Annotated in this window: 16 protein-coding genes; 11 read left to right on the forward strand and 5 right to left on the reverse strand. The window is 39.2% G+C overall.

What is annotated here, in order from left to right; translation table 11 throughout:
- Positions 1-73 precede the first annotated feature (73 nt).
- Positions 74-613, reverse strand: a complete 540-nt coding sequence (locus NYR17_RS05180; protein ID WP_302504677.1) for a nucleotide exchange factor GrpE — start codon at positions 611-613, stop codon at positions 74-76.
- A 249-nt stretch (positions 614-862) separates the two neighbouring features.
- Here NYR17_RS05180 and NYR17_RS05185 point away from each other — a divergent pair, with 249 nt between their 5' ends.
- Complete coding sequence (locus NYR17_RS05185) at positions 863-2,068, forward strand: RsmB/NOP family class I SAM-dependent RNA methyltransferase (RefSeq protein WP_302504678.1); 1,206 nt, start codon at positions 863-865, stop codon at positions 2,066-2,068.
- Between the two features lie 100 nt (positions 2,069-2,168).
- Entirely contained in the window at positions 2,169-3,572 is a 1,404-nt protein-coding gene (lpdA, locus tag NYR17_RS05190) for a dihydrolipoyl dehydrogenase (RefSeq protein WP_302504679.1), read from the forward strand.
- 82 nt (positions 3,573-3,654) lie between these two features.
- Here the strand turns inward: lpdA and NYR17_RS05195 are convergent, their stop codons facing one another.
- Entirely contained in the window at positions 3,655-4,467 is an 813-nt protein-coding gene (locus NYR17_RS05195; protein WP_302504680.1) for an enoyl-ACP reductase FabI, read from the reverse strand.
- Between the two features lie 105 nt (positions 4,468-4,572).
- On the reverse strand, positions 4,573-4,866 hold the full coding sequence (locus NYR17_RS05200) for a hypothetical protein (RefSeq protein WP_302504681.1): 294 nt from the start codon (positions 4,864-4,866) through the stop codon (positions 4,573-4,575).
- Positions 4,867-5,072: 206 nt separating this feature from the next.
- Between NYR17_RS05200 and NYR17_RS05205 the strand changes: the two genes are divergently transcribed.
- From NYR17_RS05205 to rny, 3 genes are all read left to right on the forward strand, one after another.
- Positions 5,073-5,375, forward strand: coding sequence for a hypothetical protein (locus NYR17_RS05205; protein WP_302504682.1), 303 nt, complete (start codon positions 5,073-5,075; stop codon positions 5,373-5,375).
- Positions 5,375-5,656, forward strand: coding sequence for a cell division protein ZapA (locus tag NYR17_RS05210; protein ID WP_302504683.1), 282 nt, complete (start codon positions 5,375-5,377; stop codon positions 5,654-5,656). The genes NYR17_RS05205 and NYR17_RS05210 overlap by 1 nt, the downstream gene beginning before the upstream one ends.
- A gap of 272 nt (positions 5,657-5,928) precedes the next feature.
- Complete coding sequence (gene rny, locus NYR17_RS05215; RefSeq protein ID WP_302504684.1) at positions 5,929-7,497, forward strand: ribonuclease Y; 1,569 nt, start codon at positions 5,929-5,931, stop codon at positions 7,495-7,497.
- 582 nt (positions 7,498-8,079) lie between these two features.
- Here the strand turns inward: rny and NYR17_RS05220 are convergent.
- Positions 8,080-8,496, reverse strand: coding sequence for an NUDIX hydrolase (locus NYR17_RS05220; RefSeq protein WP_302504685.1), 417 nt, complete (start codon positions 8,494-8,496; stop codon positions 8,080-8,082).
- Positions 8,497-8,545: 49 nt separating this feature from the next.
- Here NYR17_RS05220 and NYR17_RS05225 point away from each other — a divergent pair, with 49 nt between their 5' ends.
- From NYR17_RS05225 to tpiA, 6 genes are read left to right on the forward strand one after another with little or no spacing between them, the layout of a single operon-like run.
- Positions 8,546-9,424 (forward strand): hypothetical protein, encoded by an 879-nt coding sequence (locus NYR17_RS05225; RefSeq protein ID WP_302504686.1) that lies wholly within the window; start codon positions 8,546-8,548, stop codon positions 9,422-9,424.
- A 52-nt stretch (positions 9,425-9,476) separates the two neighbouring features.
- Positions 9,477-10,454, forward strand: a complete 978-nt coding sequence (locus NYR17_RS05230) for a polyprenyl synthetase family protein (RefSeq protein ID WP_302504687.1) — start codon at positions 9,477-9,479, stop codon at positions 10,452-10,454.
- Between the two features lie 45 nt (positions 10,455-10,499).
- Positions 10,500-11,051 carry a DUF1599 domain-containing protein gene (locus tag NYR17_RS05235; RefSeq protein WP_302504688.1) on the forward strand — a complete coding sequence of 184 codons (552 nt, stop codon included), beginning with the start codon at positions 10,500-10,502 and terminating at the stop codon, positions 11,049-11,051.
- Positions 11,044-12,120 (forward strand): BT_3928 family protein, encoded by a 1,077-nt coding sequence (locus tag NYR17_RS05240; protein WP_302504689.1) that lies wholly within the window; start codon positions 11,044-11,046, stop codon positions 12,118-12,120. Before NYR17_RS05235 ends, NYR17_RS05240 begins: the two co-directional genes overlap by 8 nt.
- A gap of 30 nt (positions 12,121-12,150) precedes the next feature.
- Entirely contained in the window at positions 12,151-12,501 is a 351-nt protein-coding gene (locus NYR17_RS05245) for a TerB family tellurite resistance protein (RefSeq protein ID WP_302504690.1), read from the forward strand.
- 15 nt (positions 12,502-12,516) lie between these two features.
- Positions 12,517-13,269, forward strand: a complete 753-nt coding sequence (gene tpiA, locus NYR17_RS05250) for a triose-phosphate isomerase (RefSeq protein WP_302504691.1) — start codon at positions 12,517-12,519, stop codon at positions 13,267-13,269.
- A 107-nt stretch (positions 13,270-13,376) separates the two neighbouring features.
- Here tpiA and ychF read toward each other — a convergent pair whose 3' ends face one another.
- Positions 13,377-14,468 carry a redox-regulated ATPase YchF gene (gene ychF, locus NYR17_RS05255; RefSeq protein ID WP_302504692.1) on the reverse strand — a complete coding sequence of 364 codons (1,092 nt, stop codon included), beginning with the start codon at positions 14,466-14,468 and terminating at the stop codon, positions 13,377-13,379.
- Positions 14,469-14,501: the final 33 nt, after the last annotated feature.

The raw sequence follows: 14,501 nt of genomic DNA on the forward strand, positions 1-14,501 counted from the left end.
TATTTTATGTGTAAAAAAATGAAACACAGCGATGCGCATTTCATTTTTTGTTTACTATTTTTAATGTTATTTTCTATTGCCCCACAACGACTTTAGCGAAACGAATCACCTTATCGTGCAACATATAGCCAGTTTCTATTACATCTACTATTTTGCCTTTAAGCTCCTCTGATGGCGCTGGGATCTGGGTAATCGCCTCGTGGTAATCTACATTAAAATCATCGCCCGCTTTCACTTCTATTGGCTTAAGTCCTTTTTCTATAAGCTTGTTTCTGAACTTGTTATAAATTAACTCTACGCCTTTTAGCTCCTCTTCGTTGCCATTTTTGGCTAATTCTTTAAGGGCTCTTTCAAAGTCGTCTAAAATACCGAGCATAGAGACCATCATATCTTGGCTGGCATATTGAAAAAACTCCATTCTCTCTTTGGTGGTTCGTTTTTTATAGTTTTCAAACTCGGCATAGAGGCGAATGTATCGGTCTTTCTCCTCAGCTAAAAGTTGCTCTGCAGTAGGCTGTTCTGGGGTGTTTTCAGTATTTTCTGATGGGTTATTTTGATTCTCATTAGCCGCAGCATTGAGTTGTTCTTCTTGTAAGTCTTTATTTTCTTCCATTTTGATATAAATTTTGCTGTGGGACACACAAAGATATTGCCAAATCTGGTTTTTCTGACAGAATGGCACTTTTAGAACGAAAAATGACGGCGCGAAATAAGAAAAAATTACCGTTTTTAAATAAGAATGGCTTATGCTAATGTCTCAACAAAAAATAGCTATATCTATGATAAATTCCCTACTTTTGCAAATTAAAGAAACGCCGAGGTTTTAGATATTCAACAGAGGCTTTCTAAATTTAGAATAACAATGGAATTAGTACACCGCAATTTACTCATCGGCATTCACGATGCCCTACAAGAGACTTTTTTTGAGAAAAATAAATACGCAGACAAGGTGATAGAGCGCCTACTAAAAGCGCATAAAAAATGGGGAAGCCAAGATAGAGCAGTGGTTTCTGAGATTTTTTATAACATCATCCGCTGGAAAAGGCGTTTGGAATATTACATAGGGGAAGGCGCCAAACCCAATAATATTTATAAGTTGATTTTGGCTTATCTGTTGTGGAGCGACACGCATTATAAGAAGTTTGAAGAATTTAATGGCATTAAAATTTCGGATGTGATTGCGAAGCTCAAAAAAGGAACCTTGCCCACCAAAGCCATAGAATACGCCATTCCGGAATGGTTAGCCGAAACTTTGGAGCAAGAGTTGGGCAGAAATTGGGAGCGAGAAATGCAAGCCCTCAACCAACAAGCCCCGATTGTGCTAAGAGCTAATACGCTAAAAACCAATGTGAAAGAACTCATCGCTGATTTAAATGATGAAGGTGTAACCGCCGTTGCGTTGCGTGAATATCCTGATGCTTTGCAATTGGAAGAACGTAAAAATGTATTCCTAGCCACAGCATTTAAAGATGGCTTGTTTGAAGTTCAAGATGCAGGTTCTCAGCTTATTGCTGCCTTTTTAGAAGTGAAAGAAGGGATGCGCGTGGTAGATGCTTGTGCTGGTGCAGGGGGGAAAACGCTACACCTCGCTGCGAAAATGGGCAATAAAGGACAAATTATCGCTCTGGATATTTTTGAATGGAAGCTGGCAGAGCTCAAGCGCCGTGCCAAAAGGGCAGGAGCGCATAATATAGAGACCCGATGGATTTCTGACCACAAAGTGATTAAAAGACTTTATAACAAAGCCGATAGATTGCTGTTAGATGTGCCATGTTCGGGCTTGGGGGTTCTCAAAAGAAACCCTGACAGCAAGTGGAAAATAGATGCGGATTTTATCGCTCGCATTAGAAAAGAGCAAGCTGCTATTCTTCAGGATTACTCTAAAATTCTAAAGGTGGGCGGGAAAATGGTGTATGCCACTTGTTCCATTTTACCATCAGAAAATGAAAAACAAGTCGCCGCATTTTTAGAGGGAAATCCTCAATTTAAGCTGATAAAAGACCACCACCAATGGCCGAGTGATGGTTATGATGGCTTCTATATGGCGTTGATGGAGCGCATCAGCTAAAACTTGATGTGATGAAATGCCACCAGAGGATTTAATTGGTGGTTAATATAAAATTTATTACTTTTGTCAAAATTAAAAACAATCATAAAATAAAACAATAATGAGTCAGTTTGATGTTACCGTTATCGGTTCTGGACCTGGCGGATATGTAGCCGCCATACGCTGTGCACAATTAGGTTTCAAAACCGCTATTATAGAAAAATATTCAACCCTTGGTGGGACCTGCCTAAATGTGGGCTGTATCCCTTCCAAAGCGCTTTTAGATAGTTCCGAACATTTTGAAAATGCAAAGCATAATTTTGAAAATCACGGTATTATCATCAATGAACCTCAAGCTGATTTAGCCCGAATGGTCGCCAGAAAAAACGAGGTGGTAGAGCAAACGACTAAGGGTATCAACTTCCTAATGGATAAAAACAAAATTACCGTTTTTGAAGGAACAGGAAGCTTTGAGTCTAATACCAAAATTAAAATCACCAAAAAAGATGGCAGTTCAGAGACTATAGAATCTAAAAACACCATTATTGCCACAGGTTCTAAACCTTCGTCATTGCCTTTCATTACAATAGATAAAGAGCGTGTGATTACCTCTACAGAAGCCCTTAACCTTAAAGAAATTCCGAAACATCTCATCGTGATTGGTGGTGGCGTTATTGGCTTAGAATTGGGGTCTGTTTACAAAAGATTGGGTTCGGAAGTAACGGTAATTGAGTATTTAGACAAGATTATCCCAGGGATGGACGGTAGCCTTTCTAAAGAACTTCAAAAGGTATTGAAAAAACAAGGCATTAAATTTATGCTTTCTACCGCTGTTTCCGCTGTTTCCAGAGAAGGCGATGTGGTGAAGGTTACCGCAACGGATAAAAAAGGACAAGAAGTAAGCGTGGAAGGCGATTATTGCTTGGTGTCTGTGGGGAGAAGGCCTTATACCGATGGTTTAGGCTTAGAAAATGCAGGCGTGGAGTTAGATGAAAGAGGCAGAGTAAAAGTGAACGACCACCTGCAAACCAATGTACCGAATATTTATGCCATTGGTGATGTCGTAAAAGGCGCGATGCTCGCTCACAAAGCGGAGGAAGAAGGCGTTTTTGTGGCAGAAACTTTGGCTGGGCAGAAGCCGCATATCAACTACAACCTAATCCCAGGCGTGGTTTACACTTGGCCAGAGGTGGCAGGCGTTGGTAAAACCGAGGAGCAACTAAAAGAAGAAGGTGTGGCTTACAAAGTGGGAAGTTTCCCAATGAGAGCTTTGGGTAGAAGCCGTGCCAGTGGTGATATTGACGGCCTAATTAAAGTCTTAGCCGATGAGAAAACCGATGAGGTTTTAGGCGTTCATATGATTGGTGCTCGTGCAGCGGATATGATTGCCGAAGCTGTAGTGGCAATGGAATTCCGTGCCAGTGCAGAGGACATTGCTAGAATTTCTCACGCTCACCCAACCTTTACAGAAGCGATTAAAGAAGCCGCTTTAGATGCTACAGGCAAGCGCGCTATTCATATGTAAAATAGAATTTTGAATATATATCAATAAAAAAACCTCGGCAGATGCTGAGGTTTTTTATATGCTAAAGGTTTGGTTTAAAAAATTAAGCTTCGTGATCGTATTTGTCTACCACTTTTTGAGAAACGCCAGTGTTGCTAAAACCACCATCGTGGAAGAGGTTTTGCATAGTCACTTTTCTCGTTAAATCCGAAAACATAGCCACGCAATAGTTGGCACATTCTAACGCGGTGGCATTCCCCAATGGCGACATATCTTCGGCGTAGCCTAAAAATCCGCTGAAGCCCTTCACGCCGCTACCTGCTGTGGTAGGCGTAGGGGACTGAGAAATGGTGTTCACACGCACTTTTCTTTCGCCCCAGTAGTAGCCAAAGCTTCTGGCAATACTTTCAAGATAGGCTTTGTTGTCCGCCATATCGTTATAATCAGGGAAAGTTCGCTGTGCTGCGATGTAGGTTAGCGCTAAAATAGAGCCCCATTCATTCATACAATCCTTATCCCAAGCGGTTTTCATCACTTTATGAAATGAAACGGCAGAAACATCCCAACCTTTTTCTAAAAAGCTGTAATTGAGGTCGGTATAAGGTTTTCCTTTTCTCACATTCACAGACATCCCGATGGAGTGCAGGATAAAATCCAATTTGCCAAATTTCTCAATAGCGGCATCAAATAATTTCTCTAAATCCTCGGTGGAAGTGGCATCTGCCCCGATAACCTCCGAGTTGGTTTTCTCCGCCAAAGCATTCAATTCGCCCATTCTCATTGCGATAGGGGCATTAGATAAGATGAATTCGGCGCCTTCTTCGTGGCATCGCTCAGCCACTTTCCAAGCGATAGATTGTTCGTTAAGCGCGCCGAAGATAATTCCTTTTTTTCCTTTTAATAATCCGTATGACATAGTATTTATTTTAAACAAAAGTAAGAAAATATATGCCATAAAACAAAAAAGAGCCAAAATATTTTCGGCTCTTTCTTACAAAACTTATGAAATAAAAACTTAATTTTAGTTGGTCGCTTTTCGGATTTCGGCTTTTACATCTTCCGAGGCGTCTTTGGTTTTCTCCCACGCTTCAGAGAAAGCATCTTTGGTATCTTCCCACGCATCTGCCATTTTAGATTTCATCTTTTCAAAAAAATCTTCTTGGCTGGCTGTGGCGTTCTTTTCTTTTTGTTCGCGGAGGTATTCCCTCACATGGTTGGCGTATTCTTGCGCTTTATCTTTAGCGTTCTGAGCCGCATTTTCTACTGTTTCTTTAGCTTGATTGAGGGCTTTTTCAGCCTCGTTAGAATAACTCATTGTCAATGTATTTTTTTAGGTTTGTGCTTGGTAAGTTGCAATAATAATTCCAAAAATCAGAAAGCTGTTGTTAAAGTTATGTTAAAACTCAAAAAAGCCTCATATTCTATAACTTAAAGGGGAGAGGCCAAAAATTATCATCAAAATGCTTTATTAACCCAATAATTTTTCATACTTTTGTGTCAAGGTTAGAACACCCTCTTGAGATGCTAAAAGAATTAGAACTTCATTTTTCGGGTTTAGAAACGAAGATAGTAGAATTAAAGAAAGACTATCAGAAACTTAAGGCAGAATATGATGAACTTTTAGCCAGCCATACCCATTTGAAAGAACGGTTAGATGAAGAGAAGAAGGCGCATCAAGAGTTGATAGAAGAATATAAAGATATAAAATTAGTCTCTGCAATATCAGGTAATCCAGAGCATAATCGGTTGATGAAAAACCATATCAATCGTTTGGTGAAGGAGATTGATGCTTGTATTGCACAGCTTCAGAATAGTGGATTGTAATGGAAATGCGCAGAATCAATATCAGTATTGCGGGGCGGTTGTATCCGCTCAATGTGCCTGCCGCTGAGGAAGGTACGTTGCGTATGGTAGGGAAGCAAATAGAGGCGATGATTAAAGAATTTGAAGCCAATTTTGCCATTCAAGACAAACAAGATGCTTTGGCTATGTGTGCCCTAAAATTAGGAACCAACGCCGAAGTAGCGAAGCAAAATGGTGATAAAAATATTGAATATTTTCAAAGAAAAATAGAAGCGCTCAGCGTGCTTTTAGAAAATGATTAAAAAGGTGGGTGAAAAAACCGCCTCAATCTTTAGCCTACAATTGTTCTAACACAAAAAGGTAAACTCAACGCTAAAAAAATACCGAGTGAATGCTTTCTGAATGGCGTGCCGAAGATTTTTCGGATTACAAACAGGAGGACTCAGCTCAAATCGTGTTGATTAGGAGTTTACTCTTTTAATCTCTAAGAACAGTTGTAGGTTTTTTAGTAGAATAAAGTAATAGATATAAAAATAAATAAAATAGAGAAAAATAATTTAATAAATAATAAAATATGACAACGGCAATTATCATAGGAATAATATCACTGGTTGTAGGTGCGGTAGCGGCTACAATTTATTCAAAGAGTGCGCTCAACTCAAGAGCAAAATTCATTATAGAAGATGCAAAGAAAAATGCAGAAAACCTTTTAGAAAAAGCCTCAGTGCAGGCAGAAAGCCTTAAAAAAGAAAAAAACATACAGGCTAAAGAGCGTTTTTTAGAGCTTAAATCTGAACACGATGCCCACATCCAACAGCGTGAGAAAAAAATGCAAGATGCTGAGAAAAGAACCAAAGACAAAGAGCAAAAACTCAATGAAGAACTCAGCAAGGTGAGCAAATTAGAAAAAGATTTAGATAAAAAACTCAGCGACCTCTCCAGAAAGGAAGAGCAAATGGAGAAAAAACAAGCGGAACTTTCTGCAGCCATCGCTCAAAAAGTGGAACTTTTAGAAAAAGTATCAGGCTATTCAGCGGAGGAAGCCAAAGAAGAGTTGGTAGAAGCTATGAAAGCCGAAGCCAAAACCAAAGCCCAAGCTTATGTACAAAACATTATGGAGGAGGCTCAGCTCAATGCCAAAACCGAAGCCAAAAAAATTGTAATCCAAACCATCCAAAGGATTGGTACAGAGCAAGCTATAGAAAATTCGGTATCTGTATTTAACATAGAATCTGATGATGTTAAAGGGCGAATTATCGGTAGAGAAGGGCGAAATATCCGCGCTTTGGAAGCCGCTACAGGAGTGGAAATCATCGTTGATGATACGCCAGAAGCCATTTTGCTGTCTTGTTTTGACCCTGTAAGGAGAGAAATCGCAAGGCTCTCCTTGCATCGTTTGGTAACAGACGGAAGAATCCACCCTGCGAGGATAGAAGAAGTGGTGGAAAAAACCCGCAAACAGATAGAGGAAGAAATTATAGAAGTCGGAAAGAGAACCATTATAGATTTAGGAATCCATGGGCTTCATCCAGAATTGGTGAAGATTGTAGGGCGGATGAAATACCGTTCTTCATACGGTCAGAATTTACTGCAGCACTCTCGCGAAGTGGCAAACATCGCCGCAACGATGGCTGCGGAGTTAGGGCTTAATGTTAAATTAGCGAAAAGAGCTGGTTTACTGCACGATATCGGCAAGGTGCCAGAGCAAGAATCGGAATTGCCACACGCTTTGCTCGGTATGCAGTGGGCGGAGAAGTTTGGTGAAAATCCAGAGGTGGTTAATGCCATAGGAGCGCACCACGATGAGATTGAAATGATCTCGTTACTTTCGCCGATTATTCAAGTGGCAGATGGTATTTCTGGTGCGAGACCTGGTGCGAGAAGACAAGTATTGGAATCGTACATCCAAAGGTTGAAAGATTTGGAAGCTGCAGCTTTGAGTTTTGATGGGGTTTCCAGCGCTTATGCCATTCAGGCGGGTAGAGAACTCCGCGTGATGGTGGAAAGTGGCAAGGTGAATGATAATGTAGCAGCCCAACTTTCCTACGACATTTCTGAAAAAATTCAAAACGAGCTGACCTACCCAGGGCAAGTTAAAATTACAGTGATTAGAGAAACCAGAGCGGTCAACATCGCGAGGTAGAAAGACTAAATTTGATACCAAAAAAATCCGAGAGTTAAGAAACTTTCGGATTTTTTTTAGTTAAGATTTTGAAAGGGGAGGCGCGCCGTATAAAAGTTCCACACTATGGCTTTTGCATCAAAATTTTCTTTGGAAAGCAGAGTGGCTTCATTGGTTAAAATAACAAGTCAATCATCTAAGAAATAATGCACTTGTGCCGCTGTCATTTTTCATTACCTCGTAAGAATACATTGTTTATAGTTTAAATTTTTATATATTTGCCTCATAAAGGCGGAGCGGTGCGAACCAATCCGCAGACGAATGCGGGCAAGTAGAGTAATCTACTTGCCCAAGTCTGTTATTATAAGTTTAGGAAATACGCTATTTTTATCTTAAACTTTCTGGAAGACATCATCAGAGCAGTATTTCTAATTCTCAATAATTTTCCATTATTAAGATAGCAAATTATAATCTATCAAATTTTTAAATCCCTCTTAGAGTTTTGTGTACCAGTTCTATAGGTGTTTTTTACAGAAATCTCGCTTATCTTTTTATAAAGTGTTCCAAAGGTTTTTACCAACTATTTTGAATATTAAATCTTTATCACAAAAACCTCTCTTTCAAGCGTTCAAAAACGCGAGCATCTATGGGCAGTGGGAAAATATTTTCGCCAGAGATTGGGTGCCAGTCTACATGATCAATGTTAGGTTCGTGGATTTGTAGGGCTTCTATATTGAGCACTTTTACCAAATAATAAACCGTGAGAAGTTGCTCGTTTTCCCTAAACTTAGAGATTAAAAAATCTTCTTGGGTGTAGAAATGTTCTAAAACTTCAATTTCTAAATTAAGTTCTTCTCTAAATTCTCTATGCAGCGTTTCTATCAGTCCTTCGCCGTATTCTAAGCCGCCGCCAGGGAATTTAACGAGCGATATTCCAGCATATTTTTCCTTTAAAATAAGCACTTCTTGTTTCGCATTAAGGCAGATACCATAAGCCCGAACATTGATTTTATCTATCATTTTTAAAATGTTTTTCTTATTTTTGTGAACCACAAAGTAACTTATTTTTATGGTCAAATCACAAATTTTTGCCACTTTTGTTGTCTTCTTTTTTGCTCATTCTTCTCAGGCGCAGGAACTACAATTTTTAAAATTGAAAAAATACAGAATAACGCGTTTGGCAGATGCACTCAATGAAACTTCGGGACTTACCGAAATAGATGGCGATTTAATTTCGTTTAATGATAGCGGCAATGCTCCAGATTTGTACATCATTAACCCTGAAACTGGGGAGGCTATACGCAGAACCACCAATGCAAAAAACTACGATTGGGAAGCGGTGACCAACGATGGCAAAAATCTCTACATCGGTGATATTGGGAATAATATGGGGAACAGGACGAACTTGGGCGTGTATAGAATTCCGTACACCGAAGAAGGAGCGCTAAACTATGATCAATACTATACTTTTCAGTACGCGCGGCAGAAAGAATTGCAGCCGCTCAATAGGAAAAACAACTACGATGCGGAGTCGATGGTTTATCACCGAGGGCATCTTCAGATTTTTTCTAAAGAATGGCAATCTTATGATACCAAGCACTATGAACTTCGCCTTGATGATGAAAAAAAGCAAAGTTTAGAACCCTTAGAAACCTATCATTTAGGTTATTTGGCAACAGATGCTACTTATTATAATGGACAACTTTACATCATCGGCTATACCAAAAAAGCAGAGGTTTACCTTAGTGTCTTTACCGAAACCCAGCCTAACCGCTTTTTTGAAGCTCCACCGAAAAAATATTACCTTGGGATGAGTTTTAAATTAGGACAGATAGAAGGCATCACCGCAACACCAAAAGGGCTCTACATTTCTGGCGAACGCTTCAAAACTAAAATTAGCGATGCCAAACAGCCGCTTTATTTTTTGCCATATCATAAACTTAAATAATGTATCTTTGTAATTCTAAAACTGTTTAATTATTTTACCCTAAACAACATCCGTGGCAAATATAGTAGAAGAAATTAAAAAGCCGATTAACCAAGAAATGAAACTTTTTGAAAAAAAGTTTTATGAATCTATGAAGAGCAAAGTGCCTCTTTTAGATAAGGTAACCCGCTTTATAGTCACCACCAAAGGCAAACAGATGCGCCCTATGTTCGTGTTTCTGTGCGCGCGGTTGGTGGGCGAGGTGAATGAGAAAACCTACCGTGGCGCCTCTATGATAGAGCTGATCCACACTGCAACTTTGGTGCATGATGATGTGGTGGATGAGAGTTTTAAACGCCGAAATTTCTTCTCCATCAATGCCCTTTGGAAGAATAAAATTGCCGTGTTGGTGGGGGATTATTTACTTTCAAAATCGGTGTTGCTTTCCACAGATCATCAGGATTTTGATCTTTTAGCCGTGATTTCCAACACCATTAGAGAGATGTCCGAAGGCGAATTGCTTCAACTGGAAAAAGCCCGAAAATTGGATATTACAGAAGAGGTTTATTACGAAATTATCCGCCAAAAAACAGCCACTTTAATTGCGGCGTGTTGTGAGGTTGGGGTGCTTTCTAACGGTGTAGCTCCAGAGGTGGCACAAAAGATGAAAACCTTCGGAACCCTTACTGGGATGGCATTTCAGATTAAAGACGATTTGTTTGATTACCTGTCTAATAACATTATCGGCAAGCCTGTGGGCATAGATATTAAGGAACAAAAAATGACTTTGCCCCTCATATATGCCTTAAAAACCGCTAACGAAAAAGATAGAAAATACTATTACAACAGCATAAAACGCTATAATAACGATGCCAAGCGTGTGAAAGAACTCATTGATTTTGTGAAAAAATCGGGAGGCTTGGATTATGCCATAGGGATGATGAAGGACTTCCAGCAAAGGGCGCAAGCTATTTTAGATGAGTTTCCAGAATCCGAGGCTAAGAAATCGTTAAGCCTAATGCTGACTTATGTTATAGAGCGAAAGTTCTAAAATTTAAAAAGAAATACTTAACTTTGAAGGGTTATTTTTGAAATTATGCAAGATACTTCTCAACAGTTTGATGCGGTACTTCACATCTGCCGAGAGCTTTTTAGGAAGAAATTACAAGATTATGGTGCCGCTTGGCGGGTGATGCGCCCCAGCTCTATTACCGATCAGATTTTTATTAAAGTCAATAGAATCAGGACTTTACAAGAGTCCGATGTTCGGATGGTAGATGAAAGTGAGGAGGAAGAATTTATCGCCATTGTCAATTATGCGATCATTGGATTAGTGCAGTTAGAGTGGGGGACAGCGGAACATTTGGAAGCCGATACAGCCCAAATTTTAGAGGCTTATGATGATTATAAAAACAAAGCCAAAGCCTTGATGCTTCGTAAAAACTACGATTATGGCGAGGCTTGGCGGAGTATGCGCGTGTCTTCCATTACGGATTTAATTTATCAGAAAGTACTGCGTACCAAGCAGATAGAAGATAATCACGGAAAAACATTGGTATCCGAAGGTTTAGATGCCAATTATTACGATATGCTAAATTATGCGGTGTTTTGTCTTATTAAAATGAAAATAACCGAAGAGAATGCTTAAACGATTGCTAAGATTTGCCGTTGGCTTTTTATTTATCTTATCAGGCGGTGTAAAGGCGGTTGACATCCGAGGTTTTGCGTTTAAATTAGAAGAATATTTTTCTGCACAAGTCTTTGACCTGCCTTTTTTAGAAGCTTGGGCACTTCCAATCGCTGCCATTGTGGTGATGTTAGAAATAGCCTTAGGCTTAATGCTTTTGCTTGATATTCGCTTGAAATGGACTTTGAGATATTTAACAATATTGTGTCTATTTTTTGCATTTTTGACATTTTACTCGGCGTATTATCATGTGGTGACAGATTGCGGTTGCTTCGGTGATGCAATAAAACTGAGCCCTTGGCAAAGTTTCTGGAAAGATATTATTTTATTAGCTTTATTGATTTTAATTGGGTGGCTATACCGACATCAATTTTCTACGAAAGCACAATCTTACCGCTATTCTTTTTTAGCTTTGGGCTTGATTAGCGGACTTTGGCTGATGATTTACGGTTGGAGATATGAACCTGCTATTGATTTTAGAGATTATAAAATAGGAACGGATTTGCTTAGTGAAAAACAGAAAATTGCCGCTCATCCTTCAGAATATAAAACTGTCTATACACTCAAAAATAAGAAAAATAAAACAGAGATTACGGTCAATCAAGATGAGTACATCAACCAAAATTATTGGCAAAATCCAGATTGGGAAATCCAAGAAGATCAAACCACCAATCAATTGGTGAAACAAGGATATGTATCTGAAATCGTGAAGTTTAAGATTGAAAATCAACAGGGCGAAGATGTTACGGACAGCCTATTAACAGCGCCAAAAGCGGTGTTGGTATTCTCATATCAGCCTGATCACGCCGATGCGCAACTCCTCGCCGATGTGGAAGAAAAAGTGGCTCAATTGAAAAAGATAACCGTTTATGGCATTTCTACTAATCCTCAAACTTTTAAAATATTGCCCAATGGGCTGATGGATGGCACGGCAATAAAGACAATTGCGAGAAGTAATCCTTTTGTTTTGGTGCTAAAGCGAGGAAAAATTGTAGATAAAATGCCAGCGCGAGATTTTATAAATCAATAAAAAAATCATTAAAAATTAAAAAATAAAATAATGCAAAAGTCAAATAAATCTATAGCGGGTTATCATTTATTGATGATACTTTCGGCGGTAGATTATGAATTTCAGCCAGAAGAAGGCTTGGTTATTAGAGAGTATTTAGCCGAAGAGTTTCCTTTTAGAATGAATTTGGATAATGAGATGGCGATTATCGCAAATTTACAACCTGAAGCGTGGAAAGATCATTTTGAATTCCATGCCCATTGTTTTTTAGATGATTCTACGGAAGAGGAGCGCAAGAGATTTGCGAAATTCGCAAAATCTTTGATAAAAGCTGATCAAGAAGTCACGGAAAGAGAGCATCAGTTCTATCAACTGATGAAAACGATTTGGAAATTAAACTAATTAAATCATTATAAAATGAGAAAAAATATCGTTGCAGGAAACTGGAAAATGAATAAAACCTATCCTGAAGCTCAACAATTGATGAATGAACTTTTAGAGTACACGCAAAATCATCAGCCGAATTGCGAGGTTATGATTGCGCCACCAGCATTGTATCTTATCCCTGCCCAAGCCCTACTGAAGGGGAAAGTGGGCGTTTATGCTCAAGATATTTCTGAGTATGGAAGTGGGGCTTACACAGGTGAAATTTCGGCGGATATGCTGAAATCGGTGGATGCCAATGGCAGTATTATCGCGCATTCTGAGAGAAGGCAATACCACGGCGAAACCGACAGTCACGCCAATAGAAAGATTAAAAACCTCTTGGATAGAGGGCTTACGCCGATTTATTGCAATGGTGAAAATCTTGAAGAGCGGAAATCAGGTCGCTATTTAGAAGTGATTAAAAACCAAACCGAAGTGGCGCTATTTACGCTAAGTGCGGAAGAGATTAAAAAAGTGGTTATCGCTTATGAGCCTGTTTGGGCGATAGGTACTGGCGAAACGGCATCTGCAGAGCAAGCGCAAGAGGTGCACGCGTACATCAGAAATTTGATTGCTGAAAAGTATGGTCGCGAGGTGGCGGAAGAAATTTCCATCCTCTACGGCGGTTCGGTAAAACCAAATAATGCTAAAGAAATATTCTCTCAGCCTGATGTAGATGGCGGATTGATTGGAGGTGCAGCGCTTAATATTGAGGATTTCTCTAAAATTATAGAAGCTTTTTAAAATTATTGCATTGGATTAAAAAAGCCATTTCAAATCATTTGAAATGGCTTTTTTTGTGAATTTTTAAATTTACGAAATCAATAAATTATCGCGAGTAATTTTAAATTTTATACATTAAATCTAAAGTGCATAATATCACCATCTTGAACGATGTATTCTTTACCTTCCACGGATAGTTTTCCAGCTTCTTTCACTTTAACTTCGGAACCATAGTTGATGAAATCATCGTATTTGATCACTTCGGCACGGATAAAGCCTTTTTCAAAATCGGTGTGGATTACGCCTGCGGCTTGTGGTGCTGTCCAGCCTCTGCCAATGGTCCAAGCACGGACTTCTTTTACGCCTGCGGTAAAGTAGGTTTGGAGTTTCAATAATTCGTAGGCTTTTCTGATCAAACGGTTAACGCCAGGTTCCTCTAATCCCAATTCTTCTAAGAACATTTGGCGTTCCTCAAAGGTTTCTAATTCATTGATGTCGGCTTCTATTTGTGCAGCTAAAACGACCACTTCGGCACCTTCTTTTTGAGCGATTTCTTCCACTTTGGCTACCCATTCGTTGCCGTTTTTTATTGAATTTTCATCCACATTGCAAACATAAAGCACGGGTTTTTTGGTCAACAATTGAACTTCGTCAATGATAGGACGCGTGATATCATCGGTTTCAAATTCTCGAGCATTTCTGCCATTTTCTACGAATTCTAAAATATTTTTTAGCGTTTCGTATTTCTGAATATCTTCTTTTTTACCCGATTTAATGAATTTTTTAGCTTTTTCAACTGCTTTGGTTAGTGTTTCAATATCTTTAAGCTGAAGTTCTATATCAATAATCTCCTTATCTCTTACAGGATCTACGGAGCCTTCTACATGGACGATGTTTCCGTTTTCAAAGCATCGTAATACATGGATAATCGCCTCACACTCACGGATGTTAGCCAAAAATTGGTTGCCTAAACCTTCGCCACGGCTGGCACCTTTTACTAATCCTGCGATGTCTACAATCTCCACCACGGCAGGCAGCACACGCTCTGGATTGACTAGTTTTTCTAATTCAAATAAGCGCTGATCAGGCACAGACACGGTTCCTAAATTGGGTTCTATGGTACAAAAAGGATAGTTGGCACTCTGTGCTTTGGCGTTACTTAGGCAGTTAAACAGCGTTGATTTCCCTACATTGGGCAATCCTACAATTCCACATTTCATATTGTTGTTATCTCTTATATTTTGCAAATATAC

The sequence above is a fragment of the Riemerella columbina genome (assembly GCF_030517065.1).
GTDB classification, from domain to species: Bacteria; Bacteroidota; Bacteroidia; order Flavobacteriales; family Weeksellaceae; genus Riemerella; species Riemerella columbina_A.

What these genes read in the sequence shown, in the direction of transcription:
- NYR17_RS05180 (WP_302504677.1), bottom strand. Translation starts at nt 613, where the DNA reads ATGGAAGAAAATAAAGACTTACAAGAAGAACAACTCAATGCTGCGGCT.
- NYR17_RS05185 (WP_302504678.1), top strand. Translation starts at nt 863, where the DNA reads ATGGAATTAGTACACCGCAATTTACTCATCGGCATTCACGATGCCCTA.
- lpdA (WP_302504679.1), top strand. Translation starts at nt 2,169, where the DNA reads ATGAGTCAGTTTGATGTTACCGTTATCGGTTCTGGACCTGGCGGATAT.
- NYR17_RS05195 (WP_302504680.1), bottom strand. Translation starts at nt 4,467, where the DNA reads ATGTCATACGGATTATTAAAAGGAAAAAAAGGAATTATCTTCGGCGCG.
- NYR17_RS05200 (WP_302504681.1), bottom strand. Translation starts at nt 4,866, where the DNA reads ATGAGTTATTCTAACGAGGCTGAAAAAGCCCTCAATCAAGCTAAAGAA.
- NYR17_RS05205 (WP_302504682.1), top strand. Translation starts at nt 5,073, where the DNA reads ATGCTAAAAGAATTAGAACTTCATTTTTCGGGTTTAGAAACGAAGATA.
- NYR17_RS05210 (WP_302504683.1), top strand. Translation starts at nt 5,375, where the DNA reads ATGGAAATGCGCAGAATCAATATCAGTATTGCGGGGCGGTTGTATCCG.
- rny (WP_302504684.1), top strand. Translation starts at nt 5,929, where the DNA reads ATGACAACGGCAATTATCATAGGAATAATATCACTGGTTGTAGGTGCG.
- NYR17_RS05220 (WP_302504685.1), bottom strand. Translation starts at nt 8,496, where the DNA reads ATGATAGATAAAATCAATGTTCGGGCTTATGGTATCTGCCTTAATGCG.
- NYR17_RS05225 (WP_302504686.1), top strand. Translation starts at nt 8,546, where the DNA reads ATGGTCAAATCACAAATTTTTGCCACTTTTGTTGTCTTCTTTTTTGCT.
- NYR17_RS05235 (WP_302504688.1), top strand. Translation starts at nt 10,500, where the DNA reads ATGCAAGATACTTCTCAACAGTTTGATGCGGTACTTCACATCTGCCGA.
- NYR17_RS05240 (WP_302504689.1), top strand. Translation starts at nt 11,044, where the DNA reads ATGCTTAAACGATTGCTAAGATTTGCCGTTGGCTTTTTATTTATCTTA.
- NYR17_RS05245 (WP_302504690.1), top strand. Translation starts at nt 12,151, where the DNA reads ATGCAAAAGTCAAATAAATCTATAGCGGGTTATCATTTATTGATGATA.
- tpiA (WP_302504691.1), top strand. Translation starts at nt 12,517, where the DNA reads ATGAGAAAAAATATCGTTGCAGGAAACTGGAAAATGAATAAAACCTAT.
- ychF (WP_302504692.1), bottom strand. Translation starts at nt 14,468, where the DNA reads ATGAAATGTGGAATTGTAGGATTGCCCAATGTAGGGAAATCAACGCTG.